Below are 25,678 nucleotides of genomic sequence, written 5' to 3'. Positions count from 1 at the left end.
TCCTTTTATAAATTTATAATTACATCACACATTTTTTCAGCCTCTGCCGAACTATGTGTAACTAGGATCACTGTATTATTCTCTTCTCGATGCTGCTTCATAACTAAATTTTGCATTGAAGTTCGAGTTTGAGGATCAAGAGCGGATAACGGCTCGTCCATTAAAATTATTTCTGGTTTTGCAAAGAGCGTTCTTGCAAGCGCTAGTCTCTGACGCTGACCGCCAGATAACTGTTTTGGATATTTATCTTCATAGCCCTTTAATCCAACACAATTCAAAAAGTCTTTGGCATTTTTTATATCCTCTTCTGTAACCGATCTTTTGATTTTTATTGGTAAAAGGACATTATATAGGCAGGTCATCCAATCAAAAGAAGTATAATTTTGATGCATCATAAAGATATTGTTTTGAGATGCTTTTGTTACCGTTTTCCCGTCAATTATTACTTCTCCATTTAGAGGCTTCATTAGACCTGCAATTGTGCGCAATAAAGTCGTTTTGCCACAACCAGATTCACCTAAAATTCCATAAATTTTCCTATCGAATTTTACAGAATAATTCTTTAATAACGGTTTGTCTCTACTATAACCAGTCGTCAGATTATGCAGCTCAATCATTGATATACCTCCACTTGAAAATCTTCTTAATAATTCTCTTACTTACCCAATCGAAAATCACACTAATGATCATAATTGTGATAATTGCCATAAATACCATATCGGTTCTTCCTCTTGAAGAATTTTGCTGAATGACCCAGCCAAGACCATATTTTGCATTGATTGTTTCTGCAACTGCAAGATATGTAAAACCGATTCCATAACACATCACAAAACTGTTTAAAATACTCGGTAGTGACGCTGGCAGCTGAATTTTATATACTGTCTGTATCTTGTTCATTCCAATAGTAAGACCCGTATCAATTAAGTCCTGATTGATTTCGTCCAAACACAGAATCACAGATGGCATCATGTAAACAAATGTTGCAATAAATAAGAAAACAATTTTCATCGTTTCGTCGATTCCAAACCACATAATCAAAAGAGGATAAAATGCTGTTACTGGAATATATCTAAGAACCGAGATTACTGGATTCAGAAAATCGTGTGCCAACGGGACATTAAAAACAATTAAAGCGATTGGTAAAGAAATTAGCGCTGATAATATTGATGCCGCTGTGACGCGTAGGAACGAATATTTAATTGCAATAAATAGTTCTCCGCTTTTTATAGAAATTTTGAAATTATTAAATACGTCCACTGGGTTTGGCACAAATAGTGAATTGTAATGTTGCGAGGCAATTAGCCAAACAAGAAAAATCGCTCCTATCAAGCACAATCGTTTTAATATGTTTTTCATCATATATCCTTTCTTATAGCATCCGATTCTCTTTATAAACACGCCATAAATCCCTTAATTCCAACATCTTAGGATTTAGCGTATTTTGCGCCGATTCAATCTCATTAGCGTACTCTAAATATGTCTTAATGATTTTCATATTGAGATCCATATATTTATTCTCTAGTTCTTCTTGCTTTTCTTTTAACTTTTTGAGATTATTTTGGAAGACTTCCCGACGTGAAGACGTGTTTGTGATTAAATTTAGGTCATTTTCGGTCTTTGAAATCAGAGTTTTAACTGAGTTAAGATTTTTAATTACCTTGCAATATTCGTCCACTAAAGCGCTCAGACGGCTTCTGAAAGGCTTATACCACTCGTATTGTGGAAATTTCTGTTGGTGATGCAGTAACCAGAACCACAGAGCCGTACAGAAAGCCACTAAAAATAATATGTATTTTGTCATGCTACACCTACACTTTTATGATATACATGTCGTCTGGTTCTCTTGTAACCAATAGCATTTGCATATGCTATAGTAATCTGTCGTACTCGTTCTCGTGATATTCCAAACTTTTCACCAATCTTGGCGTATGTATATCCATCGATTAACATAAGAATAACCTGTTGGTCTCTGGGTTTTAATTTCAACAAACCCTTTTTAAATCTTTCAATATCGATGATATCGTTTTCAAAAGATCTGTCGTCAGTAAGTCGCTCAACATATTCTTTTTTCTCGTTGTCATCATATACGGTGCGATCATAAGAACAGATTATATCTGCCGGAATCCTATGCTGCGCTTTTGACAATTCAATTTGCTTATAAATCTCGTTCTTCATTGCCTTACAAGCATAGGTTGAAAATTTTATGTCTCTATCTGGATCGTATAATATTGCTGCATTACATAATACAATTGCTAAGATGTCATACCACTCCTCCATATCCAACTTGCTATCATAAATAATTCTATAAATTAAATTATGATTTTCTTCGACAAGTTTTCTTTGATCATCGGTTAATTTCTCAACCTTTTTAGGTGCGAAACCTCCCATATATTGTTATTCTCCTATCTAAATTTATTATCGAATAATTTGATCTTAATCGAGTCTTTTAGAGTTTTGTTAACCCAATCAACATGGGTTTCATCGTCGAACCAATCTTCGATGATCTGTTCCAATGGGAAACTACTATCCGCCAACTGCTCTTTTACTTTTTCAGCAATCTGAGCTTTAATAATATCTCTGATTTCGTAGTCTGAAATTGTCTCAGCCACTTTCTTAAAACGGTCAGCAATTGGTTTTAGTGATACGTAATCAAATGTTTGTTTATCCACTATATATTTCTCCTTTTGAAACGTGCATTTAATCGTTGTATGGAAATGACGGCATGAGCTGTACTTTGAAAAGATTCTTTTCGTGCAGAGTGTCGATTTTTCTTTTAACTGCTTTACTATCAATCTTTCCGATTCTAATATATCTATCAAGGACATCATATGTGAATCCGAGATTGTCTTCATCAGTCATCCCGCAAAGTCCATCTGTCGGTACTTTATATACCAGTTCTGCCGGAAGTTCGAGTTCACAACCAATTTCTTTTACTTCTGTCACCGTTAGATTAGATAGCGGACTAAAATCACCTGCGCTGTCGCCATATCTGGTTGCGTAGCCGACCCAATCCTCTGAAAGATTACAGGTATTGGCCACACGGCCATTCACTGTCTGAGACACCGCATAAAGCGCCGCCATACGAATTCTCGGCGGAAGATTTATTTTCGCCTGAAGAGACATTTTTTCGTCCATAGAAGTTTCAATCTCATAAGTTGCTGTATTTACGATTTGTCCAATGGGAACAATAATTCTCTCGATTCCTAAGAAGTTACAAAGCATATGACTATATTCAATATCACTCTGCCTTCCCTGTGGCATTAATACACCAAGAACTCGATCTTTTCCTAATGCTTCGACACACAGCGCTGCAACAACGCTGGAATCCTTACCACCAGAAATTCCCACGATGGCCTTGCAGCCTTTTCCGTTTTCCTCGAACCAATCTCTGATCCATTGAACAATCTCATCTTTGACTTTCTTCGCATTAAAATTACTCATGCTTAATCTCTCCTTTTTCAATCTTCTCAATTAAAGTAAGTAGTTCATGATAAACCTGCGCCAGTCCTGCTCTGTCATCAATATAGACATTCGCATAAATTTTTCGACCAGGAAAACCAACCGAAGCATTACAGTTGATTCCCTTATGTTTGATATTTTTCTCTGCGAGATAACGCTCAATCATCTCGTATTTATCTTCTCCGTTTCCAGTGAAAATAATTACTTCAGAATACGGCTCCCAACGATGAAGTAGCTGGATCACATCATCATAGGTTCTTCCTTTTTTATGGAAATCATAGATGGAATCGTCAAAATCCACGCAGAAAATCAGTTTTCCATATTTCTTGAATTCTTCTTCAAATCTGTTATAAGATGTTCCCGCCTGTAAGTAATAATCCATTACTGCTGTCCTCCGTACATTCTGTTTCTGATATCCGTAAAAGTATCCTCTTTTATTAATTCTCCATCTTTGAAGACGGTTGTAAGTAAAGTATCATCCGTCATATCGAGCAGCTGGTCCTGACATTTAAGCTCACCACTCTCTTCGTATACTCTGCAGCATCCTTTATGAGATTTTTTGAGATGGCTTGTATCGGTCTTCGGATCTTTATAGATCATAAGTTTCTTGCCGTTAATCACTCCGTATGTTGCCTTCATAGCAATACCGAATGTGTCTCTGGTAACAACAATCATCTTTCCATCTTCCACGATTGCAGTGAAACAGAATGCTCCGACGCCGAATGCGATATTATTGGCGGCAAAACCGCGTTTCTCTAATTCTGCCCAAATCGTCTGGACATTCTGAAGTGTGCAGCCATCACCATAAATAATTCCAATGTGCGGATCGAGCACTTTGTAACCTTTGGCGTTAACTGACCCACCGAAGGTCTCCCATAATTTTTCAACTGTCTTTATGGAAATCTCTACAATGTCACCACTATCAGGGCGCACAAGAAGTTTTCCGTTATGATTCATAATCTCTTCTCGGCACTGTGGAAGAATATTCTCCACCATATTCCAGTAATCATATGTGTCAGATACCATACTGAAAGAGGAAATCGGATAAAGCTCTGTCAGAAGTCGCTTCACAAATGTGATCTCATCGCCATCAATAGCAAAATTTGCACCCATACAAGAATGCTCTGTAGACACCGCACCGATTCCAATTCTGTTCTTCTCGCAATCGGCATCATAGTATCTATCAATATAATTGATTGCTGGAATTGTGGAGGTTTTATTGAAGGATAACAGCCATGCGGCTGAACATCTCTGTGCTTCATCCATGCAGGACATTCCTCTCATACCGAAGTCTGCGCAAGCCATATTTCCCGGTGCTCTATCCGTTGTCTTTTCATACCAATAATCCGCAATCTCGCGATACATATGACCGATTGTCGCATGACAGCAAGGCTTCCAGAGTTCAACCTGCAGGATACACTCGATCCACTGTACTAAAAATGCAAAATCCGGATGAGTATTTGTAAGCTCAATACACGGAATTCCCATCGGTACAAGCGTTCCTTCCGGAAGCGCTCTGATTTCAAGTGGTAAATACCCCAGTTTATGAAGTTTGAGGATCGGAGCTATATCATAATTCTCTTCTCCGATTTGAATATTCATAGCTTCTGTGTACTGTTTACAAACATCATCGTCGGACAAATCAAAGAAATTTTTATTGAAATAATCAACCAGATATTCCTTAATGAATGCCTGTAATCCGAAGAAAACCATCTTGTCCTGGTTCTTCAGCATTGATCTTCTTGGAACCCAGTAAGATACGAGTTTGGTAAGTCCCGCCGGATACATTCTGTAATGACACTGTTTATAAGTATCAGAAAGCAGCATTGCTAATGTATTGTCCATCTTAAACCTCCATAACAGTGATTTTTTCATGTTTTCCTGTAAATAGACTATTCGTAGTAAATAACCTTTCTACTGTATTATTCTCTAAATCTTTAATCAAAGTTCCCTTTTCTTTATTGAGTACGGAGTTCTCTGTATGAGTTGCGTAAGCATATATCTTGCCAGCTCCACACTTCTTTAATTCGGTCGCGCTATAGTGCATTGACCCGCCGAAGCTGCAAATATCATCAACCATAAGAACATTCTTGCCATCCAAATTAATTCCATTTGTTCTAACGGTCAGTCCAAGAATTTTTCCAGTCTTCCAGTCTCTATTTTTCTCTCCATAGCAATATGGGATTTCTTGGAACAAGTTACTGTAACGTTTGGCTGCACCGGCATCTGGAAAATACAGCACAATATTCTTACCAATTTTGCTCATTGCATTTTCAATATATTCTTTAGGAGATTCGTTGAAGCAACGATCCAGAAGTGCGGTAGAAACATCACTATGAGCGTCTAAAACTTCGACACAATAAAAGTTTAGCCAATTGATAAAGTCACAAAAATGTTTTAGGGTAAACACTTCAAAATCGTTTTTTGTTCGATCCATTCTTGCATTCGGAATATACGGAAGTTTTAAAATAATTCCTTCATTCCTATAGTATTTTTCCAGATGCTTTTTTATAAAAGCTAAATACATTAGCTCTTCGTTACTTTCGTAAAACCATTCCACCGTAACAGGAGCAAAATGCTCATATGGATTAAGATTAATTCTTGGTGTACCATCAGGAAACTTCTCAATTACAATCTCTTTCCCATCAATTTTAATCATACCTACTCCTCTCCGATCACGTCGATCTGACAACTCTTCATGACTTCCAGCGCCGCCTTGTGTTTCTCTGGTGTAGAACCAGCACAACAGCTCGCATCAACGACAATATTAACTTCCGGATATAACGCTTTAAGAATAAGTGCATTAGAAATCACGCAGATGTCCGTATCGAGACCTACAAGCTCAATCGTGGTATGGTTTCCAAGATATCCCGTAAAATATTTATCAAAAACTTTTTTCCACTGATCATAACCAAAAGACATTTTGTCGATAATTTCGTATTCTCCTGGAATTAATTTGATAGCAATTTTCCAGCCGTTGGTATTGTAAATACAATGCTCTACCGGCAATTTTCTCCCTTCTGAAGTCTCAAGATAATTTTCTTTGTGTGTATCTCTCGTAAAGATAATCATCTCGTTTCTATCCTGATATTCTTCGATCTTCTTTTCGACTTTTGGAACGATTGCTTGGGCTTCTTTTGAACCGAGAGAACCGCTAATAAAATCATTCTGCATGTCAATAACAATTAAAATTCTATTCATTTTTCCTCCTGATCGATTCCAATATTTTTATATTCCGTATATACTTTATTCTCGCAATAATACAGATTATAGTCACACTGTTCGATGTACCACCAACGCTTCTGATGACCTTCTCTCAGATACTTCTGACAGTAATAAGTGTCTTGATAATGATCGTCAACCATCTGCCGGAAACTCAGCTCATCAATCTCAGAAGATTCCTGGCAAAATGTTGCGATTTTATCAATTAAACCTTCTGTAAAATTCTCTGTAACGACAAATACTACACGAACAATTTCGTTGCCGTCTCGCTTAATAGTTTTCAACTGATCATAACTGTGCAAGTGGTATACAACTCGATTAAAGAAGAAATATGGGAATGTTTTTACGTTCGGAATACTTGTATGTAGCTCGATCTTATAATCTGTTGCGATATCAAAAAATTTTCTGTACCAATCTTTGTGGCTCTGATACTCCCACAATGGATCGCCACCACCGGATAACGAGATCCAGTTACAACCGCCCTTTTCAGCTTCCGAAATTAACGAATCTAATCCTTCGACTGTACTCTTCGGAATATGTAAATCATTGTTTTTCACGATACAATATGGACACGAATAATGGCATCCAAAGTTTGTGATCACACTTATATATTTGTCCATTCTCTCTCCTTATGAAACCAGTATTTCATACTTTTTTCATTAAATAATAGATCTGCCGCCCGTCACTGTACTCGTCGTACAAAAGCGGCGTAAACCCTTGTTTTTTAAGGGTTTTAATTACTTCGTTTGCCTCAATGCCAGGATTTAAGATAAATTCACCAATTTTTGCGAAAAATTCCATTTTTTATCTCCTTTGAAATATCGGTTTTATAGCACTGTATACTTTTTCTCCATACCGCATTTTTTACATCGATAAATCTTTATCTTATTTATAGCATCGCCACTATTATTAGCAGTGGTGATGTCAAAAATCATTTCCCAGTCGTGTTTACAAAAGCACGATCTGAGATAATTGATTAACCAACGCATAGCATCATCACCTTTTCTTTCTGATTTTTTCAAACATGTCGTCAACCGAGTCCAATAAATCATATCGCTGGTCCATCGGAACAGTCGAACTCTTTGCGAATCTTCTCTCTACCATATCAATATAATATGTAAACTCAGAGTCATCGCCCATATAGAACTCGTCCCACTCTTCTTGGCTCAACAGACGTTTAACCTGCAACTGCTCGATGGCAAGATTATCAAAACTTACCACCTTGAATTTTTCAACAAGGCTTTCTAAATTCTCATACAGCCAATACTGCTTATTCTCGATTTCTGTCTGATCAGCCTCGAAATACTCGTTGCCTCTTCTCAAATGTTTATATCCAAGAATAAGCATTTTCAAATCGTTATTCTGTAATTTTTCCACATCGGATTCGGATAAAATTCCGTTGATTACATGAATTACCGCATTACAGTATTGTTTGATAAGATCAAGGAAGTGTTCTGTTGGATTTACGAGGGAAACGCCAAGACCATAAATAAGTTTTTCATCAACAAGTTTCTTGATAAGTTCCTGTTTTTTCTCAAAGTGAATCTGATTAACTGTGATATTTGCGATAACTTTTTTCTCTTTGAGTTTCTGCAGAAATGGAATTAAATCAGGATGACTTGTTACGTCGCCTCCACCGATTGCAACCTCTTGATATGGGTGAAGAGTATCAATAAACTTCTCATTTAAGATATCTCCGAGTTTTCCATTTTTTGTGCTTCCCTCATGACAAAAGGGACAAAGGACGTCGCATACGTTACAGATTTTTATATCCATATTTTCTGCAAAATCCGGCACAAACTCATCGTCGTTTGTTTCTCTAATTTTTGATCCATCGTCAAAAATTGCGACATGGAAATTGCCGTTTTTATATCTCCCTAATAATTTCATTTCTACATTCTCCTTTGCTTAATCGTGACCGTAATAGCCGAAAGCTACAATGGTCTCACCGCCTGGTGTTGTATATCTTTCTGAATACGTTTCATACCATTCATTATCAAAAAATTGATCGCATGTTGTAATATTTTCGTTATTAAAGATTTCCGCAACTTGATCCTCATCATCCCAGTCGGTATCGCGATACCAAAGTTTTCCATTCCAACCAGTATACTTTTTTAATTCCTCAATAAGTTCTTCTTTAGTCCCGAATTTGTTCTTATATTCCCAGAATAATAATTCTCCATTTTTCCATCGGTCGAACTCGCTCTCTGTACACATTGCCAATGCATGGACACTGGAAGAATTTGTTTCAAAAACACCTCTTCGAATCTGTCTTTTCATGGCTTTCTCCTCTCGAAATTTCGATTTTATCTGTCTCTATATACCTGAATCCGACCATCAGCAAACACTACTTCATGGGCAACCAGAGGAGCAAGTCGAGCCACATTTTTTAATGACTCTCTAATTAGTGTTCCATTTGGCGTCCGATGTTTTCCAAGTTCGTACCAGTCCCACTTACCGGTTTTCTTTTCCTCGTCTATCAGCCTATCGTACAATTCCTTATAGTTTTCGGCATATTCCAACTCATCCAGTGCCACCTGTAACGAACTGATCATAAATTTAATTTTCTCTTTCTGATCCATATATGTATTCTCCTTAACACAGTGCCTCTGCTAAAATATCCTGAATCACATCATCACTCATGTTTTTGACGGAATCCTCGATCTTTTTCAGAATGATTCCCTTAAGCTCCTCTGGCGTGATTTTCCTTACTGCTTCTTTGAATTTTAATTCCAATAGGCAGTCGGCGCTCTCAGCAGCTCCTACGACTTCTGCATGTACAACATCTTTTACAGCGTTATTTAGCTTATTTATATCGTCTCTACATAAAAACCATTCTTCTGAATCATTAGTTTCATCTGCTGGATTTTCGCTTTCTAATGGCTCAAACATACTATCAGTCCAATTCCATGTTCCATAATCTTCTTTGATTTTATACCGATTGATATCCTCACGAACTTCGCAAATTGTTACAGTTTTTCCTAAAAATACAGTCATCGAAGAATTGAAACAGCACCCATTATCATATTCTTCCCATGTGGACAAATCTTCTCTTACTCTAACCTTATCTCTAACTTTATATTTCATAATTCTCTTCTCCATAGACATTCTGCCCGTTTTGTGTTATTATGTATTTGGTAAGAATCCCACGTTCTTACTCTTATTCCTGTGGCTGACCAGAATACCCGTCAAGTTTTCCTGGTCAGTCAATTTTTTTGTTATTCAGTTACCTTTTTATACTCGTCTACCAGCTTTGCAAACTCAGGGTCGATCTTCGCAAAATACTCATATTTCTGAATCTCAACAAGCTGCTTCATTTTCTGATCCAGCTCTTTTTTGAGCTTTTCAGCCACTCTTCTCTTCTCAACACGCGCTTCATACGCCGAAGTATCCACTACAACCTTGCCGATTACCTCTGCTATGATCGCCTTGCTGCTTCTTCTCTTTGCCTCATCTGGTGTCAAAATATCCGTGATCTCTAACGCTTCTTTGTTGACTCCTGAAACAAGGATTTTATCGCCTTTTTCATATGTATTTCCATCTTCGAAAATAGCATAATAGTATGTTCCGTATCCCTGTTTTGTTTCTGCCACCTCGTAATATCCGCTCAATCCTTTACTTGCCATTTTGTTACCTCATTTCTTATTATTTGCTTTGTCAAATGAATACTTATTCTTCTACAGACTTGTTCTCATTTTTCCCTGTTTCAGCTAATGCCTTCTTGATTGCTTTCGCAATAAGTTCCTCAATTTCCTTATCACGTCTTTCTTTCTCTTCCTTTTTCTTATTTGCTTCCTTATCAGGTGCAATTACTTTTTTGTACTTCTCTGCAGCTTTTTTCTGATCTTCCTTGACGGTTTTCTTATAAGATTTTCTCGCAGCATCCATGATTGCCATATATTCCTTATGACCACCAAGAAGATACTTCAGAAGACAAATCCGAATTCCATTATCCAGATCAAATGTATCGCCGTCATGAACTTCAGCTCTGGTCTGGACGTTTTTACCATTCTTATCTTTCTTGTCGAACTGCATTACCATCGCACGGTCTTTGTAGTTTCTTACTGCCAAAATGTCTTTCTTATCCATGGTCGTATTCTCCTTTTCATCTTTTAATAATGAAATTGCATCATCTAATTTTTTTAAGTAATCTTTTCCGTATAAAGATGCTTTTGCAAGAGAGGCGAAAGCGTCGGAATGCATTGAATCAAAAGTTGCTGGTCCAAAAACAAAACGTGCTGGCTTCGTATATATGTCCTTTTCCAGTCCTTCAAAGAATTCTTCGGACCACCAACTATCAGATCCTTCAATTCTATAAGTTTCATCATCATCCACTTCTTTTATAGTGACTGTCTTCCCACAAAACGGTTCTATGTAAAACATACCCTGTCCTATTAAATCTTTTGACTTTTCCTTGGAAATTACAACCACACGGTCACCTACTTTATACTTACTCATGCTGCTTTACCTCCATTTTCTCTTTCTAAAAATGCATCGAAATCACGTTTTAAATATGTAAAATTGGTCTTATGATTACTACTATATGTATTATTTTTGGAATTCTCTTTATCGATCCATTCACTGAATTCGCTGTCTTTTTCCATGTCTGTTGCATATGCCATTAATGCAATAACTACCTCTTCGCCCGCATTGTAAATCGGAGATCCATCCTTGATGTAGTCGTCAAGAAAATCTTTGTACAATTCAATATCTTCCGACTTGATGGCTTCTCTTACATTTTCCTGTACAAACTTTAAAACGGGATCTGCTGTTTCGGCTTCAGGCACATTACTATTCTCTTCTGTATCCGGTTCAGTTTCAGTTTTTTCTACCTTTTTAATGTCAAAAAACTCATCAATCAGCTGGCACAGAACTTCGATTTTTGCCTTAACAAGACCGTTATCAGTTGTACCACGCATTCCATCCAACTTGTCCCAAGTGATCTCACCATCAAGATCCTTGGATTCGTAATCACACTCAACAGGACTCATATGTAAATTTTCCTGGAAAGCATCCAGGAATTTTCTAAATTTTACTTCCTCAATTCCAGATTCAAGGAAATGATTATATGCAGCGAACCAAATCGGAACATTTTTCTGTGTGAATAATGCTTTATATGCGTCACCTACTACATTACATAAACTGTCGGCAATCGTCTGGAATAAATTAAATTCTGCATCACTCGCGTTGGTATTCAAGAATACTGCAACATCTTTTGCGTTCTTCTTGTAGGAATCCAGGTGAAACACTGTCATAATGGATCTTAAAATCATACTCTCGCAAGCCCCCTTGTCGTTCTGTTTGCTCTTAAGCGCGGTTGATTCTTTGAAAAATCCCTTAGATCCAATTGTCTTAACTTTACGAGCATACATATCAAGGTAAGTGAAACTTTTCTGAGCAGTGTTCATTCCAGTATTCATATTGAACTGTCTAATCTTCTTACTAATTTCTGCCATAGTTTTATATCCAGTCAGCGTTGCGAGTTTTACCTGGAATTTGTCAAATTCTCGCTTCAGTTCTTCTGGAAGATCTTTGTAGCCTTTCCCCTTCACGTCAAATGTCGCGATCTCCCAAACCGGTTCACCATTTTCATCTCGGACAACAACACCATTTTTATCAACTTTCTTTTTCTGATACTCAACAACGCTGTCCTCACATTTTTTTCTAATCTTATGAGCGCCGTTTTTAAATCTTCTTAATGCCGATGTTCTCTGCATTCCGTCAATAAGATATTTTTTAGTAATTCCACCCACAGAAATTTCTCCGATAATTAAAGAAGGAAGATATTCACCGGATAACACCGTTAAAACAATTCCATCCTCGAACTCTTCTGTAGAGCAGAAATTTCTCTGTACATCCTGATTGTCGCTAATCGTTTCGTTAGCAATGTCACTCAGATAGGACTCCACAGATACGGCCTCTTCAATAACTTTTCTCTTCATGATTAATCTTCCTTTCTTTTATTGTACAAATATCTTGTGTTGCAATCAGAGCGAATCCACGCCATATGTTCGTTGTATTCTTTGACGCTAATATGCAGCTCTTCCATAATCATCTTACGGTCATATTTATTAGCTAACAGCAAGATAATTTGCCGTTGTTTCCGTGATAAACGAGATAAATATTCTTCTATATTTTCACTCATATAAAGAGAGTTAAAGCGTTCCTCAAGGATGTCATCTACCGTATTGCCTGACCCCAGGCATTCCTTTTCCGCCTGACCACTCTGCTTTATCGCATCGTAAGATTCGTTTTTAATGAAAATTGTTTTCTTCCCATCTTTATCTTTTTTTACATTTGAACGTTTATCACGGTTTTTATTCCGTAAGTATGTATAATATCTCAGTTCCAGATTGTGGACAAAATATGTATGGAACTTGCAGTCCTGATCCTTTTTGTATTTGTTGATACTCTCACACAATACATGCAATCCCCAGGAATAAAGATCGTCATATTCCCATTTGTCGATTCCGCCAACAATTCTTTTAAAGATTGGATAACACGTTGCCTTCAACTTTGACATGTCGTTCTGACAATATTCTTCTGCCAATGCCAACTGTTCGGACGACCAATGCATTTTCAGTACCTTTTCGTTATATTCTTCTAAGCTCATCTCAACCTCCGAGTATATCTAATACTGTCTTATAATATTCTGTTCTCCCCTTATACTCAGAGTTGGACGCTTTCGATAACTCTTCCTTCAATTTTCCGATACTATACTGATACTTGATTCCGTCCTGCATTACCTGAACGTACCGGATGCATTCTTTAATCCGTTTATGCTTGTCCCGCACCTCTTCGAGGATGTACCCTATCTTCGCCATCTTATGAGCCTGTGGCTTTTTCTTATGTATATCTTTATAAGTCTGCAACGCATGTACGATGTCCGATTCTGCACTGTCGTATTTCCCTAACGCCGCACTCAACAGATTCATATATGTATTAAGCTGTCCGGAATCCCAACCGGCTAATCCTAAAATATTGTGCGACTCCTCATAGATCTTATCCAGGATACTTTCATCGAACTCAATATTATTCTTTCCGATATAAGCACCAGCATTTCCCTTGTAACTGAATGGCTGGTCAGGTTTTTCTCCTGATCCATCATCGATCATCTGGTATGATCTCACCCAACTGTACCGTTTTCCCGGTCTGTTCAGAAACGATTTCGCTTGTTTATAGGTGAATTTCTTTGCCTTGACTGCATATGTAGTCGGCATATACTCTCCGATCTTCAGCTCGTTTTCCATCACGTATTTTTTTCCGTCTGATAAAATATACATTTCTCAATCTCCTTTCGCTTATTTATTCTCCAAAAAAGGAATGCTCCAAGTGAGATTTGAACTCACACTCTTGATAATACAAGAAAAGATTTTTGAGACCTTTGCGTCTTCCGTTCCGCCATTGGGGCTTGACCACCACCGAGACTGACGGGAATCGATGATGGGTACACCTATTAGAAGGCAAACCTGTACAAGTGAATGTATTTTGCGCGCACTAAATACACCTAGAGCAGCTTGTACTCTACTTATGTAACCTAACGCCGACCGTTAGGACACCCGGACATAAATCCGAGCGCACTGGGCCAGCCGGATTCGAACCGACAAATACAGCAGTCAAAGTGCTGTGCCTTACCTTTTGGCGATGACCCATTAGGTTTTTCTCTATTAAATTGGTAACAAGTGGAAATAGTTTGGCGATATACCTTGCGATTTTCGGGAAAAATATGTATAATGATATCGCAATGGCAGTTGTGGTGACCGCTTTTGCACCTAAGAGCCTTTTACACAATGGGCGGCAACCCGGTGTAGAGGCTCTTTTGGTTTTATTTTGCCTATTTCCGTTGGCAATATTTACTATATACCCGAACGTGCGTTCTGTCAATACTTTTTTCGAACGCTTGTTCTGGTTATTATTTTGACAATCATTCCCTTAAAAGTACCGTTCTCAGAAATCCTCTTGGCTCAAAGTCTATCGGGTCTGGCTGTTTTTCACTAAATACCCGGAGTTCGCATTCGATTTTTGCAATCAGTTTTGCCTCGTCAATGAAGTTACGACAATCTTTCCCTTTTTTCTTGGAAAACTTCACAACGCTATTTTTCAAAGAAAGATCCTGTACTGATACCAATACCGTACAATCCTCTCCGAGAATTTCCATTGCTTCTTTCGCCGTCATTTTAATATACGTATTCACTGTTAGTCCTCCCCAAAATTTGCGTTATACACACGTTTAATTTCTAATCTGTCGTCTGTATTTTCGACAGAACCAATCTTACCAATGATTCTCTCTTTTGAAATTTGCCTTATACATTCTCCAAGAACCATTGACTCCTGTCGTAGTCCATTGTCGCTTCCGGGAATCAGTAGGAAGTGAGTAGGCTGTCTGAGCTTTTTAATTTTGGTTGTAAGCGCCATCACGATTGTTGTGCAGCTATGTTTGTTTCCTGTATTGTTTTGAATAATAACGCACGGACGAACACCGGCCTGTTCACCAGCAAATTCATCGTCGCCAAAATCTGCAATCACGATATCGTACTTTTTAAGCTCCATTTCCATGTTCTCACTTCCTCCCTCTTTTAATATTTTTACTATTCGTTTGAATATTTTTTATCTCTGTTTGTATAGTTAATATAGCACATCAAGGATTATATGTCAATAGTAAAACTTCACATTCGCCAAGTTTTTATTGACTCTCCGATAGTTTATGTTAAAATATGAATAGCGGAGGTATTCGTATGTTAAGCTATAAACCATTATTTAGATTACTCCTTGAGCGGGACATGTCAAAAACACAATTAAAAAATGCTGTTTCTCTTAGTCCTAATGTTATGTCAAAGCTATCAAAAGGCGAGTATGTGTCAATGGAAGTAATCGAGAGAATTTGTAAATATCTTAATTGCCGTATCGAAGACGTCGTTGAGATATTGCCAGATGAGGACGGTGAATAACCGTCCTTTACATATCCCACCAATCATCTAATGCGAACTGGTCTTTAATATCATCATCTCTTGTTAATCCCAAATACCTCAACGTTTCACTTGTATTCCGGTGATTCAAACTATGTTGGATCTTGGCCAAGGCCAGTGGATCACCTGCCTCAACTAACATCATATATTTTTGATACGCATTGGTTTTCCGCAAGCTATGTGTGTTATAACTTCCTTTAAGCTTCAGATGATACTGCAGATCCTTCATCATATTCGTCACAGGAACGCTCCCGATTGCCTTTCCGGTATTATACGAGATAAACACCGGTGCATCGTATTCCGGCCGGATTCCGGTTTCGCTCAAGTACCATGTGATTACGTTCTGAATCGACTCGTTTGGAATCACCAGTTTTTTCTTACCGGTTTTCTTTTCCTTCTTATTTCTGGCGTCCACGAATGTTTCCATATCCTTCTCAAAAAAGTTTGACCACCTGAGTGCAGACAAATCAGACACTCGTAATCCAATATTGATCCCCACAACGAACAGCATCAAGTTTCTCTTCGAGGTGAATTTTTCATTCTTTTTATGTGCCATCCGGACTTTGAGCTTCAGGTATTCAATGCAACGCTCTACATCAGTCTTATCCCTGATCGGATCAACCCAACGCTCTTCTGACTGAGGGTTCGGGATCCATAGTCCATTCTTTGTGAACCAGCCAGTTCCATTTACAACCTTAAGCTGGACCACATCCTGTTTTTCATTTTTTACAACTGCTAATGCCATAAAATCCATCCTTTCCAATGGTTATTCTCCATTTTGAGCAAAAGAAAAAGAGCGAAAATTTTTCGCTCTTTTCAAAGATAAATATATTTATCAAATTAAAATTTAAAATATTGTCCAGGATAAGCATCCATATGTCCGAAACATACGTTATCAAACCACAGATATCCTTGATTATCCAATTCAATTATATCACCTTTTTTGATATGAACTTCTTCACATCCGTCTTTATTCTCTTTTAAGAATCCAACACCATCATAGTCCTTAATACATGTTGCTGTACTCATCTTATAATCTCCCTTCTTGTCTCGAAATTCAGATTTCATTAATAGTATTTTCTCAGATATCTAATTGTAGAGTAAATTTCTCTAGTATCATACAAAATGTTTTATATATTTTATGAACGAAAAAGCGTTTTCATACGATCTCATATTTCGACCGATTTATTTTGTTTCGTTCTTCGATAATAAGGTTTAAAACGGTTGTTAATCTCTTTCGTTTACTTGGTTCTAAGCCTTGACTTAATTTACCTTCATATTCTAACTGTAATCCTCTTAAAAGACCAGCATAAGCATTTAATTCTTTTAATGTCATCTTCATTTAACTATAAATCACCTCGTTTTTGTTCCAATTCTTTTTGGCAAACGGGGCATAAAACTCGATACGTCATGTCTTCTGTCCAGCCCTTAGTTTCTTCTTTTAATTTTCGTATTGTGCCTGGGCTATAATAATCACATCCATTAGCAGCCCTGCCACAACGCCCGCATGTTACTTCACACCATATAATATTTTTCATTTTCACCTTAAAATAACCTTTCACTCGATTACTTCATCATTATCACACAACTCAACAATCCACTCATCCGGTTCGAACACAGAACTAATATTGTCCCAGAACCAGTCTTTTGCCAGTTCCTCTGCTTCGTCGGCATTATCTGCCCTCACAATCAGATTATAATCATCATATACTGTATGTACGAGATATAATTGTTTCATGCTCTATCCTTTCGAAAACAATCTTTCATCGTATCTATACTGATATAAAACGATCCGCCTCATCATAATCAAGAAAACATGCATGTGTCCCGTTTTCGATATATACAGTTAGGCCTGTTTCGTCTTGGTCTACAAAATACCAATATCCTTTTTTAAATGTATATTCTGTGCCGTCATTTGCACTTATATCTTGCTTTATTTTTACCATGCAGCTTTTGGCAATATCTCGTAAAATTTCAATGTCGTTGATATTATCTAAATCCATTTATCCTCCATTTCCCTATGAAAGCAATTTTTCATTTCTTAATTAAAACCCTATCAGCTTCATCATAATCAAGAAAACATGCATGAGAACTATCTTCGGTATAAACCGTTATCCCAGTTTCGTCTTGATCTAAAAAATACCAATATCCTTTTTTAAATATATAATTTGTTCCATCGTTTGCGTTAGTATCTTGCTTCATTTGTACCATATAAGTTTTTGCAATATTTCTTAGTAATTCAATATCAGTTATATTATCTAAATCCATTTAATCACCTCGTTTTGCTTTGGCAGGAAATCGTCATTTTAAAATTCTCTGCTTAAAATTGAGTTCTGCACCAATCAAATGCTTTGTTCCATTCAGATTTTTTTACAAGATCATCAAGCTCATCATCTGTAAAGTCCAATACACGTTTAACTTCTTTACGCCCCTCTTCATTAAAGCACATTGCTTCCATATATGCTTCAAATGGTATGAATAAATTATATTTATTTAATCGTCTTTTTACAAAGCAATCACAAAATATTTTATTCCATAATTTCTTCGACATCATTCCCATATATATATTATATTCTATAGCCATATCAACATACTTTTCTACATAATGATGACCATTGTTTATTTTGTTTCTGTCAAAATACTCGGTAATGTGCCACATTACATCTTTTCGTCCAACAAAATATACCCTACTATTTGCGAATTGTAATGATACTGTTTTAAACTTATCCATTTCTCCCTCATGAAAGTTAAATTTTCTCTTGCTCTGCCAAATGCTTCATTTTCTCAATATCGAATTTCCAAAATGTTATACCAGAATAACGATATCTGCTTTCTGCCGCCATTTTTAAATCCTCATTAGTGTAAATTGCATTCGACTTTTTTAGATCCTTCACAAGCTTTTTACTCAATTTTGCTGGCGATTGAGAATCTAATCCTATGCCAGTAAATTTGGTAATCAACTGAAAACAACATCCATTATCCAAAAGTAAATCGTTTTCATTTACGTCATATACATATCTTCCAATTTTTAGTTCCATAAAATTCCCTTCGAAAACTATATTTCGTTTTTCTTTACGTAATCCCAAGTGATACTTTCCGGTACTGGATCTGAATATTTGAAAATAAAAACATTCTTATATCCAGCACGAATCAGTTCGTTTGCCTTTATTTTATATTTCTTCGGATCATCTTCCAAGTCATCTGTAATCCACGGTTCCGTTTCACTAAAACCTTTCCCTAATCTGTCTTTATATGCGATGGCAAACATAATATCACTGCCTTTCAAACCAACTAAACTTTTCCATCCGAAACTATTCTTTCATCGTCTGTGTGTTCTGTAATAATCCTCATCATCCCAACAAGAATGATATGTGATACTGCCTCTGGCTCCAGGGCATTTCTTGATTGCTTCAAACTCTTCCTCACTGATTATAATACCAGGATCTCCATCTTTGACAGAATTTGGAAGAACTTTGCATGTATAAGTAAGATCTCTTCCTGGATAAATATCACGGTAGATATCGTACCAACGCCATTTTCTACATTCAACTTTTCCGTTTTTAATTTTGCGTTCAATCTGGGCAATACGCTCTCCCGTATCCAAATTGGTTGTTACCGGATTTATACTTCTATCGCAGAACTGCGCACAATAGCGATACTGACCAGTCGGAACTTTATTAGCAGCTTCCGTATTCCATTGATCAGTTCTTGACCAAATAATTCTGCCTTTTGCATCTTTAACATCATCACCAGTTCCAAAAATCTGCCGACCGTCAAGAAGAAATCTCCTTCCTTGACGATCATAATAATACGGTACCCCATTTGGCAAATGTTGAACATCTTTTCTACACTGTGCATTTTCAATTCCGCATTTCGCTGCACTGCCTAATGCGGCTCCACCGAATAATAAACTCATTAACCAACCCATTCTAATACCTCCTCAAGATAAAACCCTAAACCGCCACAGTCAAGTGCCATCCACATGATGAAACACATCATTGCAAAGAAAAATGGCATTAAGAGTATCCATGCTCTCATCATTGTCTTATTCTTTCTCTTTTTGTTTATAAACACAGCAAATATAGACAGAAAAAAGCATCCTATAGCAAACGCCACACATAGCCACCAAAATACTATATCTTTTATAAAATCGCCTCCAAACAATCACAAGCTTCCGAGATACTCTCAGCCGCATTGTCCAAACTCTCTATTGCCTCTTCTGATGTTTCTGCTCTTGTCGATCCCTGAAGATTCTCGGGAATATTATCATGATATTCCTCTTCCTCGTCATGGATTTCGTTTAACTCACCAAGGCAACGACGCAGCTCGTCGTAAATCTTTTTGATTCTCTCTTTTCGGATTCGGTTCATCTTTGTCTCCCATTAGTTTACCATATTTCCTTTTGTCGGGCAACTGTGTCCGCTGGCTCCCTTATTTTCTTGACAACCCGTAATGAGCTAAGATTTAACAGATTATGATTCCGTAAAATCCACGGCTCCATCATACATTTTTGTTTCGCTTCGTCGGCGCTGTCTGCCTCAACGATAAAATACCGTAAACCACCAAGGAGACAGGCAACGCTCATTTCATATTTACTCATCCAGATTTCCTTTCTTCAGAATCATTGCGAACTGATCGGCAAGATAATCATAGTCCCGTCCCTGAATAAATGCCTCAGTTTCAGACGCAATTCCTTTTTCCGTAAGGAAATCTTCAACAGTATCGATCAGACTGCCGATTGTATCCAATCGCTCTGCTCCGTGGTCTTCTGTTCCAAAGTATTTTGAAAATTTTAAATAACAGAATTCCTCAATCGAGTCGTAGTAATCTTCTGCATTTACATCGTCCCAATCTGTGCCTTCGTGTTTCTCTTCGTACTTTTTAGCCATCTGATCGATTGTTTTCCAGATATCTCGACTATCTTCCGGAACCTCAATTTCCCTCTTAGCGACCATCTGCCAGAAAACCGATGTCATTTCTACTACTGTTTCCGTATATTTTTCTATATTCATCATAGCTATTCCCTCCTCTGAAACATGTGTTTCATACACCAATAATTTTTTCATTAAAACCAAATAGCTTGATTAACCAGTCATGGCATAAATTAATTCTTAGTCCGAATCCATCACCTGTATAATGTTTTAATAAAATACAAAATGCCTTACGTCCACTGGTGTCTCCAATCTGGAAATACCAATCATATTTTCCAAGATATGGCTGTTTTTCAAATCTCATAAATATACCTCCTTTACCATCCTACCGGCTGCATATCAACAATATCGTTCTTTGCGAACTCATAGAAATCCATTGTGTCATCAGCCGTGTATGTTTCCAGCCAATCATCATTCAAACCATTCTTTTCCATGTATTTCTGTAATACGCTTTCCTTTACCTGAACATCCAACAGGTTATCATCTCCGCCGTCGTCGAACGGAGTTGTATCTTTATATACCTGTACCCACACATATCCATGAGCTTTCATATTCACGCCACCTCTCCGTATTTCTTTTCGTATTGCTTTGCCGCCCATTCGATGCACTCGTATTCAGTTTCGCCATTCCCCTCTGAATACCGTTCATATGCTTTTTCAGAATATTCGATTGCATACGGAGCCGGTACACTATACTGAGTCTTCAACTCCTCTTTCATGAAATTGATCACAAATTCCTTATGAGCCTCATACAGTTCGCTGGCTGTTAATACATATTCTCTATTTCCACGTCTGATTTTCATTTCCATTCTCCTGTTCTAATCACAATTTTGTCATAATCATTCACTGTCAAATACCTCGCATTCGGGACCGAAGCGATTTCCAGATGCTTAACCGCCCTGATATGATTCCGTAATTCGCTTGGTGTTCTGAATCTGTTAGTTGAAAACTCATATTTTCCGTTTACATACACATCTAATTTCTTATACATATCATCACCCCACTAAAAATTTAATTACAACTGCTACCACAAGAATTCCAAACAACACTTCTGGATACATAAGCCACAGCAGGAAATATCCAACAATACAAACCTTTTGAAAGTTCGTTAGAATCATTTTTCCATCACCCCTTAAAGCAGCCGATTACTGCGTAAATAATCATTCCAAGTGTAATAAGTGGACAAATTCCCATTAACAAGCTCAAAACAAAAAGTCCAATTAAAACTGCTACTGCTCCATTATCTTCCATATCGTACCTCCTAAATTTCTACACCGAGTTTATTAGCTGCCTTGTACAAAACCGCCTCGAAGTTCTCTCCGTCAGCTCGTTTCCATTCATCTTCCATACCGGCAAACCAACATAATTTCTCGCAATCAGCCATACTCCACACATCCTTTTCCTTGAATGAATCTCTTATCTCTTCCACTAAATCCCTTGCTACTCCCATATTTTCCTCCATTTTTGTTTTATGCAGCCACTCCACCGATAATTGCCGCAACTTCGTCTTCTGTAAGTTCTCTATTGATTTTCATTCTCTGTGCCAGGATCCATGTTCCACCCTGACTTTCAGGTCGATTATATGTATCATAATCTTCAACTTCACACTCAACCCAGACACGCTGTTCTCCGTTTGCAAGTCTCATGGAAAGATGCGGGGCCACAGGGGTAAAACAGCAATGCCACCCTTTTCGAACAGCAAATCCCTTTGTTGGATAACATTCTGCCTGCATCCATTCTCCAAATGGAGTTGTATGTGTCTTGTGAATGAATAATGGATACAATTTTCCATCTGACAACTTCCGCAATAATTTATATGCTTTCATATGTAATCCTCCAATTTTTTGCATAAAAATAAGAGTGCCGGTTTCCCTACACTCTTTGATTCTCCGTTTTATTCTATTGAAAACTTTATTTCGACCAGATACCGTCTGCCTTATCTTCTTCCTTATCCCATTCGTTAAGGAGAATACATTCGCCTACGTACTTCTCGCCCATTAAATTTGCCAATCTATCATACGCTTCAATTCGCCTATTGAGCCCCATGAGATCATTTTCTTTTTCATATCCCATTGGAATTTCAATAATTACTCTGTTTATTTCATTTTTGAATTTTGCGAAAACTTCCATAGAATCACCTCATGAAACCTTGCTTTCAACATTCTTTAATAATTTCCTTTTTCTTTACTGTATACTCAAACCGATGATCTACTAAATAGCACAGCGAATCTTCTAATACATCATCGAATCTCTTTAATAATTGCCTATCTGTCTCATCTTCACGACCCTGTAAAGTTATAAACACCTCTGCTTTTAATTCCTTATCCATGATTAATCCTCCAATTTAACTAAATAATTATCTCCGTACTCTCTTGCGTCGCTTTCATCGTAGACAATTTCTACAGAATAATCTTCTCCAATATTGCTATCATATCCGTTTTCACGGTTCCATTCATGGAACAACTCTTCTGCCTCGGTCTGACTTCCAGCACAAAACCGAATATATCCAAATCCATCGACATCTTCATCATATGTAAATTCAAAAGTATACATCTTATTCCTCCATTTCCGTATGAATTATATATGGTTCGTAGAAATAATCTTCTACAGGATCATAGTCTGGATCTCCCTCTGGCTTTTTCTCTGAATTCAGCTTATCTACCACTCTCTGTGCTAATTTTTCCGTAGCGTAAATTGCAATACTTTCCTTTTCATAGAATCCAAATTCATTTATATATTCATGTCGTACCAAATAACATTCCTGTTCTGTATTTTTATCCATATAACTTCCTCCTGAAATGCGGTTTTCATATTATTACATAAATATTCTATACTCTTCATCTGTTACTTCTGGGATTATATACATCAAGAATTTTATTAATTCTTTTGTAGGTTTTCCATCGTATTCTAATATTGCAAAGTCAAGAATATTTTCCAATAAATCCCAATTCCAATGAGTATCAATTACTCCTGGAAATTCTTCTTTTACATATCGCATAAACCCTTCTTTGTCCATATTAATTCCTCCGATTTCCATCCACAACTGACATTCCAACAACTCTAAATGCCCGTGGCAGCCCTCTGTGATCGCTGGCGATCAGTCCTTGATCGTACAGCCGATTCATATGTAGGTTTACCGACGAAGTACTCCAAAGTCCAACTCCGTCTCCAATTTCCCGTGAGGATGGAGCATATCCATGCTGTTTAAAATACTCTTTACAAAACTCTAAAATTTTCTCTTCCATAATCAATCACCTCTTAAATCTACTTCCCCGTTAGACTAATTCAATCTGATCGAATTCTTTTGCAACATAGCACTCCGAATATTCATATCCACTAAGAATAATAGACCATGTATGGCTATAATCGTTAAAATCAATATCACAGATATTTTCTGGAATTTCGGTTTCTTCATAATCTTCATCTTCGTCTACCGTCTTTTTTGCCAGATCTAACATTTTTCTAAGCATATCGTCTTCAGTTCCGTAAAATCTGTAAAGCACCACATTGTCGTTGTCTGTATTTGAATTTACAATGATATAATTTTTCATAAATACCTCCTGAAATTTCCGATTCAATCCCATATGTAGTTATCTTCTTTCCCATATAAAGCACCACCAGCAAGAAACATTCCCAACGCCTCTATTTCATGTTTTTCTAATAATTTCCCCTTCCTATTTCCTTTAATCCATATAAATCTTCTCGTAACAACTTCTTCAGGTAATAACATAAGTTTCTTAGTTGTAAGTTGTATTCCAACACCAAGTTTTTGCATAATATTACCAGCGCCACCATTTATAAGATACTGCCTTAAAATTTCTGTATACTGATTCAGATGTGAATCTGTTTGTGCAGTTCCATAAAACATCTGCTCTGTCAATCTGCGATACTCAATATAATTACATTCCATATTTTTCATCCTTTCCAAATCATCGTTTCATCAGTTGTGCAGAAACCCATCTTTTTGCGCTGGCAAGTGATTTACATTTAGCAAGTTCTTTGAACCCTCCACAATCAACTTCTACAATAAAATATTCATCAGCATCGCTAATCCAGCAATATTTCCCATATTGAGGATGATTGATTTCTGATGCCCATTGAGTAGGATTCCCATCTTCGTCATCACATTCGTGTACAATTTTCCATTTTAAACTTGACATTTTTACGCTCCAATCTGTTAAAACTCTTGTTTTATTTTCCCTCAATTTCAATGCTCATCCCGTCGAAATACAGTACAATCATTGATACTTTCGCTTCTAATACATCATCAGGGATCTCAGTAGTCAATTTCCCATGCCGTGGGATAGTCCATCGTCTCCCTGTATGTACATCGTTTTTATATTCATTGATCCTAATTTCCAGATAATTGTCAGCGATCTTGCTAAGAAAATCGCCAACCGTAAATTCGTTCCGTTTTCCTGTTGCTACCATATGTATACCTCCCTATCTGTCCATATAGATTTTTACGCCACGAAACTCGTATTCGTGATCAGCATTTTCGTTTTTCATATCATCCAAAATTACAGCAATAAAATCATGTAATCCAGAAGACTCATAATCGAAATCCATTTCTTCTGCCGCATCTGTTGTAATGAATCCTATGGCGGAAGATTCCTGATATCTTGCCTCAAGCTCGATTGGAAAAACTTCTGTATTTCCATCAAACATATCTAACAGCTCCATAATCTCATTTGCCGTCAGACCATCTGTAAAATGTTTTTCTTTTAATACAATTCCATATTTTTTCATCTCGTTTGTCTCCTACTCTTCCGGTTCTCCAAAAAGTTCACAGTATTCATCGGCAGAAATATTTTTCTCTGCCCATTTGTGCACTGCGTTTTCCGTAAGCGGTTCAAATCCATCACCGCCAGACCAACTGTTCTGTCCACAACTCTGTGAATATGGACTTGCAGGACCACCGATTCCATATAAGAAATACTCACCAGTTTTCTTTTTGTATAGAGTCTCTTCGTAGTAGCTAAAATCTCCTGGCGTTCCGTGATAAGATGTTGCAAGTGCCTTTGCCGTCTCTGTGTTATACATTTTTCCATTGATAATTTTCTTCATATTGATTCTCCTCCGTTTCATTTAAAATAACTGT

The 25,678-nt window shown here is 37.2% G+C and carries 55 protein-coding genes and 2 tRNA genes; 1 reads left to right on the top strand and 56 read right to left on the bottom strand.

What is annotated here, in order from left to right; all coding sequences use genetic code 11:
- Window positions 1–5: 5 nt before the first annotated feature.
- The 25 genes from FN001_RS07490 to FN001_RS07375 form a co-directional block, all read right to left on the bottom strand.
- A complete protein-coding gene (locus FN001_RS07490; RefSeq protein ID WP_142411401.1) occupies window positions 6–617 on the bottom strand; it encodes an ABC transporter ATP-binding protein in 612 nt (203 codons plus the stop codon).
- Complete coding sequence (locus tag FN001_RS07485) at window positions 610–1,359, bottom strand: ABC transporter permease (RefSeq protein ID WP_142411400.1); 750 nt, start codon at window positions 1,357–1,359, stop codon at window positions 610–612. Before FN001_RS07485 ends, FN001_RS07490 begins: the two co-directional genes overlap by 8 nt.
- 10 nt (window positions 1,360–1,369) lie before the next feature.
- Window positions 1,370–1,801, bottom strand: a complete 432-nt coding sequence (locus tag FN001_RS07480; protein ID WP_142411399.1) for a hypothetical protein — start codon at window positions 1,799–1,801, stop codon at window positions 1,370–1,372.
- A complete protein-coding gene (locus FN001_RS07475; protein ID WP_142411398.1) occupies window positions 1,798–2,388 on the bottom strand; it encodes a sigma-70 family RNA polymerase sigma factor in 591 nt (196 codons plus the stop codon). The genes FN001_RS07480 and FN001_RS07475 overlap by 4 nt, the downstream gene beginning before the upstream one ends.
- Before the next feature lie 14 nt (window positions 2,389–2,402).
- The gene (locus FN001_RS07470) at window positions 2,403–2,669 is read right to left on the bottom strand and encodes a hypothetical protein (protein ID WP_142411397.1); all 267 of its coding nucleotides are present in this window, start codon (window positions 2,667–2,669) and stop codon (window positions 2,403–2,405) included.
- A gap of 28 nt (window positions 2,670–2,697) precedes the next feature.
- A complete protein-coding gene (gene nadE, locus FN001_RS07465) occupies window positions 2,698–3,441 on the bottom strand; it encodes an NAD(+) synthase (protein WP_142411396.1) in 744 nt (247 codons plus the stop codon).
- Window positions 3,434–3,841, bottom strand: a complete 408-nt coding sequence (locus tag FN001_RS07460; RefSeq protein ID WP_142411395.1) for a hypothetical protein — start codon at window positions 3,839–3,841, stop codon at window positions 3,434–3,436. Before FN001_RS07460 ends, nadE begins: the two co-directional genes overlap by 8 nt.
- Window positions 3,841–5,304 carry a nicotinate phosphoribosyltransferase gene (locus FN001_RS07455; protein ID WP_142411394.1) on the bottom strand — a complete coding sequence of 488 codons (1,464 nt, stop codon included), beginning with the start codon at window positions 5,302–5,304 and terminating at the stop codon, window positions 3,841–3,843. The genes FN001_RS07460 and FN001_RS07455 overlap by 1 nt, the downstream gene beginning before the upstream one ends.
- Before the next feature lies 1 nt (window position 5,305).
- Window positions 5,306–6,118, bottom strand: a complete 813-nt coding sequence (locus FN001_RS07450; RefSeq protein WP_142411393.1) for a phosphoribosyltransferase family protein — start codon at window positions 6,116–6,118, stop codon at window positions 5,306–5,308.
- A 2-nt stretch (window positions 6,119–6,120) separates the two neighbouring features.
- Window positions 6,121–6,660 carry a cysteine hydrolase family protein gene (locus FN001_RS07445; protein ID WP_142411392.1) on the bottom strand — a complete coding sequence of 180 codons (540 nt, stop codon included), beginning with the start codon at window positions 6,658–6,660 and terminating at the stop codon, window positions 6,121–6,123.
- Window positions 6,657–7,301: a hypothetical protein gene (locus tag FN001_RS07440; protein ID WP_142411391.1), complete on the bottom strand. Its 645-nt coding sequence runs from the start codon at window positions 7,299–7,301 to the stop codon at window positions 6,657–6,659. The genes FN001_RS07445 and FN001_RS07440 overlap by 4 nt, the downstream gene beginning before the upstream one ends.
- Before the next feature lie 25 nt (window positions 7,302–7,326).
- The gene (locus FN001_RS18040) at window positions 7,327–7,482 is read right to left on the bottom strand and encodes a hypothetical protein (protein ID WP_185911866.1); all 156 of its coding nucleotides are present in this window, start codon (window positions 7,480–7,482) and stop codon (window positions 7,327–7,329) included.
- A 195-nt stretch (window positions 7,483–7,677) separates the two neighbouring features.
- Complete coding sequence (locus tag FN001_RS07435; RefSeq protein ID WP_142411390.1) at window positions 7,678–8,571, bottom strand: radical SAM family protein; 894 nt, start codon at window positions 8,569–8,571, stop codon at window positions 7,678–7,680.
- 18 nt (window positions 8,572–8,589) lie between these two features.
- Entirely contained in the window at window positions 8,590–8,961 is a 372-nt protein-coding gene (locus tag FN001_RS07430) for a hypothetical protein (RefSeq protein ID WP_142411389.1), read from the bottom strand.
- Between the two features lie 26 nt (window positions 8,962–8,987).
- On the bottom strand, window positions 8,988–9,263 hold the full coding sequence (locus FN001_RS07425; protein WP_142411388.1) for a hypothetical protein: 276 nt from the start codon (window positions 9,261–9,263) through the stop codon (window positions 8,988–8,990).
- A gap of 13 nt (window positions 9,264–9,276) precedes the next feature.
- Window positions 9,277–9,768 (bottom strand): hypothetical protein, encoded by a 492-nt coding sequence (locus FN001_RS07420; protein WP_142411387.1) that lies wholly within the window; start codon window positions 9,766–9,768, stop codon window positions 9,277–9,279.
- A gap of 131 nt (window positions 9,769–9,899) precedes the next feature.
- Entirely contained in the window at window positions 9,900–10,307 is a 408-nt protein-coding gene (locus FN001_RS07415; RefSeq protein WP_142411386.1) for a hypothetical protein, read from the bottom strand.
- A gap of 43 nt (window positions 10,308–10,350) precedes the next feature.
- Window positions 10,351–11,139, bottom strand: a complete 789-nt coding sequence (locus tag FN001_RS07410; RefSeq protein WP_142411385.1) for a hypothetical protein — start codon at window positions 11,137–11,139, stop codon at window positions 10,351–10,353.
- Window positions 11,136–12,623 (bottom strand): DUF262 domain-containing protein, encoded by a 1,488-nt coding sequence (locus FN001_RS07405; protein ID WP_142411384.1) that lies wholly within the window; start codon window positions 12,621–12,623, stop codon window positions 11,136–11,138. Before FN001_RS07405 ends, FN001_RS07410 begins: the two co-directional genes overlap by 4 nt.
- A 2-nt stretch (window positions 12,624–12,625) precedes the next feature.
- Window positions 12,626–13,294: a hypothetical protein gene (locus FN001_RS07400; protein WP_142411383.1), complete on the bottom strand. Its 669-nt coding sequence runs from the start codon at window positions 13,292–13,294 to the stop codon at window positions 12,626–12,628.
- A 1-nt stretch (window position 13,295) separates the two neighbouring features.
- On the bottom strand, window positions 13,296–13,964 hold the full coding sequence (locus FN001_RS07395) for a hypothetical protein (RefSeq protein ID WP_142411382.1): 669 nt from the start codon (window positions 13,962–13,964) through the stop codon (window positions 13,296–13,298).
- A 41-nt stretch (window positions 13,965–14,005) separates the two neighbouring features.
- Window positions 14,006–14,092, bottom strand: a tRNA-Leu gene (locus tag FN001_RS07390).
- 169 nt (window positions 14,093–14,261) lie between these two features.
- Window positions 14,262–14,333, bottom strand: a tRNA-Gln gene (locus tag FN001_RS07385).
- Between the two features lie 272 nt (window positions 14,334–14,605).
- Entirely contained in the window at window positions 14,606–14,875 is a 270-nt protein-coding gene (locus tag FN001_RS07380; protein WP_142411381.1) for a hypothetical protein, read from the bottom strand.
- Between the two features lie 2 nt (window positions 14,876–14,877).
- Window positions 14,878–15,237 carry a type II toxin-antitoxin system PemK/MazF family toxin gene (locus tag FN001_RS07375; RefSeq protein ID WP_243121969.1) on the bottom strand — a complete coding sequence of 120 codons (360 nt, stop codon included), beginning with the start codon at window positions 15,235–15,237 and terminating at the stop codon, window positions 14,878–14,880.
- Between the two features lie 179 nt (window positions 15,238–15,416).
- On the opposite strand from FN001_RS07375, the gene FN001_RS07370 reads away from it, so the two are divergent.
- Window positions 15,417–15,629: a helix-turn-helix domain-containing protein gene (locus tag FN001_RS07370; protein ID WP_142411380.1), complete on the top strand. Its 213-nt coding sequence runs from the start codon at window positions 15,417–15,419 to the stop codon at window positions 15,627–15,629.
- A gap of 7 nt (window positions 15,630–15,636) precedes the next feature.
- Here FN001_RS07370 and FN001_RS07365 read toward each other — a convergent pair whose 3' ends face one another.
- The 31 genes from FN001_RS07365 to FN001_RS07225 form a co-directional block, all read right to left on the bottom strand.
- Window positions 15,637–16,392, bottom strand: coding sequence for a tyrosine-type recombinase/integrase (locus FN001_RS07365; RefSeq protein WP_185911865.1), 756 nt, complete (start codon window positions 16,390–16,392; stop codon window positions 15,637–15,639).
- 95 nt (window positions 16,393–16,487) lie between these two features.
- Window positions 16,488–16,676, bottom strand: a complete 189-nt coding sequence (locus FN001_RS07360; RefSeq protein WP_142411378.1) for a hypothetical protein — start codon at window positions 16,674–16,676, stop codon at window positions 16,488–16,490.
- A 130-nt stretch (window positions 16,677–16,806) separates the two neighbouring features.
- The gene (locus FN001_RS07355) at window positions 16,807–16,989 is read right to left on the bottom strand and encodes a hypothetical protein (protein ID WP_142411377.1); all 183 of its coding nucleotides are present in this window, start codon (window positions 16,987–16,989) and stop codon (window positions 16,807–16,809) included.
- 216 nt (window positions 16,990–17,205) lie between these two features.
- Window positions 17,206–17,385 carry a hypothetical protein gene (locus tag FN001_RS07350; protein ID WP_142411376.1) on the bottom strand — a complete coding sequence of 60 codons (180 nt, stop codon included), beginning with the start codon at window positions 17,383–17,385 and terminating at the stop codon, window positions 17,206–17,208.
- Window positions 17,386–17,419: 34 nt separating this feature from the next.
- Entirely contained in the window at window positions 17,420–17,650 is a 231-nt protein-coding gene (locus FN001_RS07345; RefSeq protein WP_142411375.1) for a hypothetical protein, read from the bottom strand.
- A 31-nt stretch (window positions 17,651–17,681) separates the two neighbouring features.
- A complete protein-coding gene (locus FN001_RS07340; protein ID WP_142411374.1) occupies window positions 17,682–17,915 on the bottom strand; it encodes a hypothetical protein in 234 nt (77 codons plus the stop codon).
- A 52-nt stretch (window positions 17,916–17,967) separates the two neighbouring features.
- Window positions 17,968–18,378 (bottom strand): hypothetical protein, encoded by a 411-nt coding sequence (locus FN001_RS07335; RefSeq protein WP_142411373.1) that lies wholly within the window; start codon window positions 18,376–18,378, stop codon window positions 17,968–17,970.
- Window positions 18,379–18,394: 16 nt separating this feature from the next.
- Window positions 18,395–18,685: a hypothetical protein gene (locus FN001_RS07330; protein ID WP_142411372.1), complete on the bottom strand. Its 291-nt coding sequence runs from the start codon at window positions 18,683–18,685 to the stop codon at window positions 18,395–18,397.
- Window positions 18,686–18,702: 17 nt separating this feature from the next.
- On the bottom strand, window positions 18,703–18,915 hold the full coding sequence (locus FN001_RS07325) for a hypothetical protein (protein WP_142411371.1): 213 nt from the start codon (window positions 18,913–18,915) through the stop codon (window positions 18,703–18,705).
- Window positions 18,916–18,966: 51 nt separating this feature from the next.
- Window positions 18,967–19,575 (bottom strand): hypothetical protein, encoded by a 609-nt coding sequence (locus FN001_RS07320; protein WP_142411370.1) that lies wholly within the window; start codon window positions 19,573–19,575, stop codon window positions 18,967–18,969.
- Window positions 19,576–19,789: 214 nt separating this feature from the next.
- On the bottom strand, window positions 19,790–20,017 hold the full coding sequence (locus FN001_RS07315) for a hypothetical protein (RefSeq protein ID WP_142411369.1): 228 nt from the start codon (window positions 20,015–20,017) through the stop codon (window positions 19,790–19,792).
- 17 nt (window positions 20,018–20,034) lie between these two features.
- Entirely contained in the window at window positions 20,035–20,247 is a 213-nt protein-coding gene (locus FN001_RS07310; protein WP_142411368.1) for a hypothetical protein, read from the bottom strand.
- Window positions 20,240–20,662: a hypothetical protein gene (locus FN001_RS07305; RefSeq protein ID WP_142411367.1), complete on the bottom strand. Its 423-nt coding sequence runs from the start codon at window positions 20,660–20,662 to the stop codon at window positions 20,240–20,242. Before FN001_RS07305 ends, FN001_RS07310 begins: the two co-directional genes overlap by 8 nt.
- A gap of 28 nt (window positions 20,663–20,690) precedes the next feature.
- Window positions 20,691–20,882: a hypothetical protein gene (locus FN001_RS07300; RefSeq protein ID WP_142411366.1), complete on the bottom strand. Its 192-nt coding sequence runs from the start codon at window positions 20,880–20,882 to the stop codon at window positions 20,691–20,693.
- A gap of 13 nt (window positions 20,883–20,895) precedes the next feature.
- The gene (locus tag FN001_RS07295; protein WP_142411365.1) at window positions 20,896–21,129 is read right to left on the bottom strand and encodes a hypothetical protein; all 234 of its coding nucleotides are present in this window, start codon (window positions 21,127–21,129) and stop codon (window positions 20,896–20,898) included.
- Between the two features lie 2 nt (window positions 21,130–21,131).
- The gene (locus FN001_RS07290; protein ID WP_142411364.1) at window positions 21,132–21,380 is read right to left on the bottom strand and encodes a hypothetical protein; all 249 of its coding nucleotides are present in this window, start codon (window positions 21,378–21,380) and stop codon (window positions 21,132–21,134) included.
- A 322-nt stretch (window positions 21,381–21,702) separates the two neighbouring features.
- Window positions 21,703–21,828, bottom strand: coding sequence for a hypothetical protein (locus tag FN001_RS18600; protein ID WP_275950562.1), 126 nt, complete (start codon window positions 21,826–21,828; stop codon window positions 21,703–21,705).
- A gap of 10 nt (window positions 21,829–21,838) precedes the next feature.
- Window positions 21,839–22,027 carry a hypothetical protein gene (locus FN001_RS07285; RefSeq protein WP_142411363.1) on the bottom strand — a complete coding sequence of 63 codons (189 nt, stop codon included), beginning with the start codon at window positions 22,025–22,027 and terminating at the stop codon, window positions 21,839–21,841.
- 19 nt (window positions 22,028–22,046) lie between these two features.
- Window positions 22,047–22,403: a hypothetical protein gene (locus tag FN001_RS07280; RefSeq protein WP_142411362.1), complete on the bottom strand. Its 357-nt coding sequence runs from the start codon at window positions 22,401–22,403 to the stop codon at window positions 22,047–22,049.
- Window positions 22,404–22,488: 85 nt separating this feature from the next.
- Entirely contained in the window at window positions 22,489–22,707 is a 219-nt protein-coding gene (locus FN001_RS07275) for a hypothetical protein (RefSeq protein WP_142411361.1), read from the bottom strand.
- A 25-nt stretch (window positions 22,708–22,732) separates the two neighbouring features.
- Window positions 22,733–22,906, bottom strand: a complete 174-nt coding sequence (locus FN001_RS18035; protein ID WP_185911864.1) for a hypothetical protein — start codon at window positions 22,904–22,906, stop codon at window positions 22,733–22,735.
- A 2-nt stretch (window positions 22,907–22,908) separates the two neighbouring features.
- The gene (locus FN001_RS07270; RefSeq protein ID WP_142411360.1) at window positions 22,909–23,130 is read right to left on the bottom strand and encodes a hypothetical protein; all 222 of its coding nucleotides are present in this window, start codon (window positions 23,128–23,130) and stop codon (window positions 22,909–22,911) included.
- A 1-nt stretch (window position 23,131) separates the two neighbouring features.
- Window positions 23,132–23,359 (bottom strand): hypothetical protein, encoded by a 228-nt coding sequence (locus tag FN001_RS07265; protein WP_142411359.1) that lies wholly within the window; start codon window positions 23,357–23,359, stop codon window positions 23,132–23,134.
- A gap of 33 nt (window positions 23,360–23,392) precedes the next feature.
- Window positions 23,393–23,593, bottom strand: coding sequence for a hypothetical protein (locus FN001_RS07260; protein WP_142411358.1), 201 nt, complete (start codon window positions 23,591–23,593; stop codon window positions 23,393–23,395).
- Window position 23,594: 1 nt separating this feature from the next.
- Window positions 23,595–23,822, bottom strand: coding sequence for a LexA family protein (locus tag FN001_RS07255; protein ID WP_142411357.1), 228 nt, complete (start codon window positions 23,820–23,822; stop codon window positions 23,595–23,597).
- Window positions 23,823–23,852: 30 nt separating this feature from the next.
- On the bottom strand, window positions 23,853–24,128 hold the full coding sequence (locus FN001_RS07250) for a hypothetical protein (protein WP_142411356.1): 276 nt from the start codon (window positions 24,126–24,128) through the stop codon (window positions 23,853–23,855).
- Between the two features lie 23 nt (window positions 24,129–24,151).
- Window positions 24,152–24,487 (bottom strand): hypothetical protein, encoded by a 336-nt coding sequence (locus FN001_RS07245; protein ID WP_142411355.1) that lies wholly within the window; start codon window positions 24,485–24,487, stop codon window positions 24,152–24,154.
- 19 nt (window positions 24,488–24,506) lie between these two features.
- Window positions 24,507–24,737 (bottom strand): hypothetical protein, encoded by a 231-nt coding sequence (locus tag FN001_RS07240; RefSeq protein ID WP_142411354.1) that lies wholly within the window; start codon window positions 24,735–24,737, stop codon window positions 24,507–24,509.
- A gap of 31 nt (window positions 24,738–24,768) precedes the next feature.
- Window positions 24,769–25,008: a hypothetical protein gene (locus FN001_RS07235; protein WP_142411353.1), complete on the bottom strand. Its 240-nt coding sequence runs from the start codon at window positions 25,006–25,008 to the stop codon at window positions 24,769–24,771.
- Between the two features lie 12 nt (window positions 25,009–25,020).
- Window positions 25,021–25,326 (bottom strand): hypothetical protein, encoded by a 306-nt coding sequence (locus tag FN001_RS07230; RefSeq protein ID WP_142411352.1) that lies wholly within the window; start codon window positions 25,324–25,326, stop codon window positions 25,021–25,023.
- Window positions 25,327–25,338: 12 nt separating this feature from the next.
- Window positions 25,339–25,644, bottom strand: a complete 306-nt coding sequence (locus FN001_RS07225; protein WP_142411351.1) for a hypothetical protein — start codon at window positions 25,642–25,644, stop codon at window positions 25,339–25,341.
- Window positions 25,645–25,678: the final 34 nt, after the last annotated feature.

It is taken from the genome of Clostridium sp. Marseille-P7770, assembly GCF_902143525.1.
In the GTDB taxonomy this organism is placed as follows: domain Bacteria; phylum Bacillota; class Clostridia; order Lachnospirales; family Lachnospiraceae; genus Pilosibacter.
Note: the sequence above shows the minus strand (reverse complement) of the source record. Positions and strands in the feature narration are given on the sequence as shown.